Source organism: Sphaerotilus sp. (assembly GCF_041083715.1).
In the GTDB taxonomy this organism is placed as follows: Bacteria; Pseudomonadota; Gammaproteobacteria; order Burkholderiales; family Burkholderiaceae_C; genus Sphaerotilus.
Map to the genome: position 1 here is coordinate 1 of NZ_JBFPGY010000176.1, position 2,959 is coordinate 2,959.

The 2,959-nt window shown below is 61.4% G+C and carries 2 protein-coding genes; both read right to left on the minus strand.

Features of this window, described 5'->3' with window-relative positions; genetic code table 11:
- Nucleotides 1-271 precede the first annotated feature (271 nt).
- On the minus strand, nt 272-2,539 hold the full coding sequence (locus AB3X43_RS07835; protein WP_369429295.1) for a hypothetical protein: 2,268 nt from the start codon (nt 2,537-2,539) through the stop codon (nt 272-274).
- A gap of 247 nt (nt 2,540-2,786) precedes the next feature.
- Nucleotides 2,787-2,959 (minus strand): response regulator transcription factor (locus AB3X43_RS07840; protein WP_369429296.1); only part of this gene is annotated, 173 nt, incomplete at its 5' end.

The window sequence follows — 2,959 nt, forward strand, 5'->3', positions numbered from 1 at the left end:
ACGCCGACGGCAACAGCGCTGAGATGCTTGGCAAAGGTCTTGGCAAAGGTGCGACGGGAAGATTTCATGGCGAGGCACAAGGTTGGTGAAGGAATGAAACCCAGTGTCATCGCCACGCCCCAGCAAGCAAATACGACGGATGGCGTAGTCGCGAATGGGAAAGCAGGCTATGAGCCAGATTCACCCGCAGGCGCGTGTACAGCGCCTGCGAGTTCGTCCATGCCCACGCTCAGCGCAGGTGAGCATCTTCCAGAATGCCTGTGACCGCCCACTACGCAAGCTTGGCGCCGACCTCTTCGCATACGCTCTCGACCACAGCTGCCACCTCGTGCAGAAAGGAATTGCGATCTGGCGACGGGGTCACGTCAGGGATCGGCGCCGCGCGCTCGTAGATGCGCTCGCCGATGATCGAAGCGCGCGCGTAGCTGGAGCCGCGCCCCGACTGGTTGAACGCGGACTGCCATTCCGGCATCCGCTCGGCCCGAACGCGGCGGGTAGCTAGGTCCAGCGTCTTGGCGGAAAGCGCGTTGGCCAAGCCGTCAAAGACCTGCTGCTTGTGCGCGTCGTCGGTCGGCTCGGCAGGGTCCCACCGGAGCGGGTTCTGCAGCAGCACGTAGAGCCGAACTTGAAGCTGCTTGCGTAGATCTGCGACCGGCTTGAGGTTGTCGTACTCGTCGCCAAGGCCCGGCGTGCTGAGTCGTCGGCTCAACGCCCAGATGCGCTTCCAATGCTCCTTGCTGACCCCGGGCTTGTAGTCGAGGCCCAAGCGGGGCCACCACGCATCGTGAAAGCTCTCGGCAGCGTTCTTCACGGCCAGGACCAGATTCATGCGGTCGTACACCGGCTGCGCAAGTACGGGCGCCGGCTTTTCCACGATGACATCGATGGCGGCCAGTAGGGCCTGCAGCTGACCGATGGTCCGCTTCTGGGTCTTCTTCGTGGCATCCAGGTCTTCGTCGATTCCGCCGACGAAGAAGCAGGCATCCTTCAGGCGGCCACGAAGCGCTCGTTCCGCGAACGGACCTAGTTCCTCGCCAATGGAGGCGAGGACGTTTTCGGCGGAGGCCAGGACGTGGTGCTCCTTGGCCGCTGCGTTGGGCAGGTTGTCACCCTTGACCTCGTCGAAGTGCGTGAACACGAGCAGCAGCTTGCTGGCGCTGCCCGACGTGATCATCTCCTTCATAGCCGCAACCGGCGCGGCCTGCATCGGCTGAACAGCGTTGTCGACGAGGACGATGGCGTCCGTCGACTCGATGCGCCGCGTCAGCGAGGTCGAGATGGCTGCCACCGACTTGGGTGTGTGGCCCAGGCCTTCACCGTCGAGAAGCACGAGCTTGGGCTGCTGGCCGCCGTTCCACGCCGGCAGGAACGCACCGGACACGCGGACTCCGTTTACCAGCGGCGTCAACAGGCGCCCGAAGCGTGGGGAGTGGTTACTAGAGAAGCGCGTGACAGTTTTGATGAAGGTCGCGCGGTCGTCAGTCTCCCACGACCACGATTGCGGCCATCCTTGCTTGTTGCGACGCACCGTGCCATCGGTTAGCAGCGAGAAACGAAGCTCGATCTCGTCCATTAACTCGTCACTGATGCGGTGGAACTCGTCGTCTTCACGGAGCCGGCGATCAAGCTCTTCCTCGAACAACTCGTCGACGACCCGCTGATCCTTCTCGTCGGTGGCACCTAGCTCGGCCTTGAGTTGGTCGCCGTGGCGGGCGGCGATTGCACGCAATGTCGTCAGCGTCTTCGTCAGCAGCGCATTGGTGGCGTCGAGATCGATCACACCGTCAGCAGCCGTGTCCTCGGTCGGCTCCGCAGCGTCATCCTCTTCATCCTCATCGTCGTCGGCGCCGACCGCCTGAGGCCCGTTACCAAGCACGTAGTTGAAGCGGAACCGTTGGTTCACATGCATCAGCAGCTTGCGAAGCACTTCACCGTCGCTGTCGCCCCGATAGGCAGACAGCACGGCCTCCGAGATGCACTCGTTCAGGTGCTCGCGGACTTCATCAACGGGGAAAAAGGTGACCACAGCCTTGTACGAACCTGGCGCAAGCACGACCTCGGTCTCATGCACTGTGGTCTTCGCCGTCGACGTCGACGGAAAGCGCTCGGTCTCCGGGTCCGTCCCAATCAACTGCCGAAGCAGCGTCGTCTTGCCGGCACCTGTCGTCCCGAGTAGCAGTGCCCGCCGATAGTCGGAATCCCTCGATGTCGGCAGCGGAATGATCGACTCGCGAATCGCACCGAAGTCGCTCTGCTCAGGCTCCATGCCGTGATAAAAAATCTCGACGACCCGGCGGTGGAACCGCTTTTCAGCTTCTGCCCTGGCAGACAAATTCCAAAAGCTCTCCTCTGCCAGTAGCTGGTTGAGTTGCTCTTTCAGATCGTTAGCTTGGGCATCGTCGGGCGTTCCGAGGCCCTGGCGAACCCGCAACCCCGGCCTGCCGGTATTCGGATCGACCCGAACCGGATGACGGAAGATCACCGCCCATGCACTTCGACCCTGTGACCGACTGAGGGCCGCCATAAAACGCTTTTCCATACCCAGCACCGTTGTTCAAAAGTTGTTCATGGGCAGATGATAGACGCACCAACTCTACCGGTCAAGCACAATTTGAACAACACCTGAACAACCAATTAATCTAATGAGGAGATGACGATTACGTCCACTTCGTCGTGGGCATCTTTCTTTGTGCGCCCCGAATCTCTGTTCGTAAATGCGCATATCCGGTCCATCTCCGGGCACACCTTTTTCGACCATCTCCCCTATTCACCCCACCAAGACCCCGTCACCTTCCCAGCATGGGCACCCGCGCAAGCGCCAGCGCCGCCGCCGCATTGCGCGTTTCCACGCCGAGTTTTTCGTAGACGTGTTCGAGGTGTTTTTTGACGGTGGCGGGGCTGGAGCCGAGGATGTCGCCGATATCGCGGTTGGTTTTGCCCCGGGTGACCCAGGCCAAGA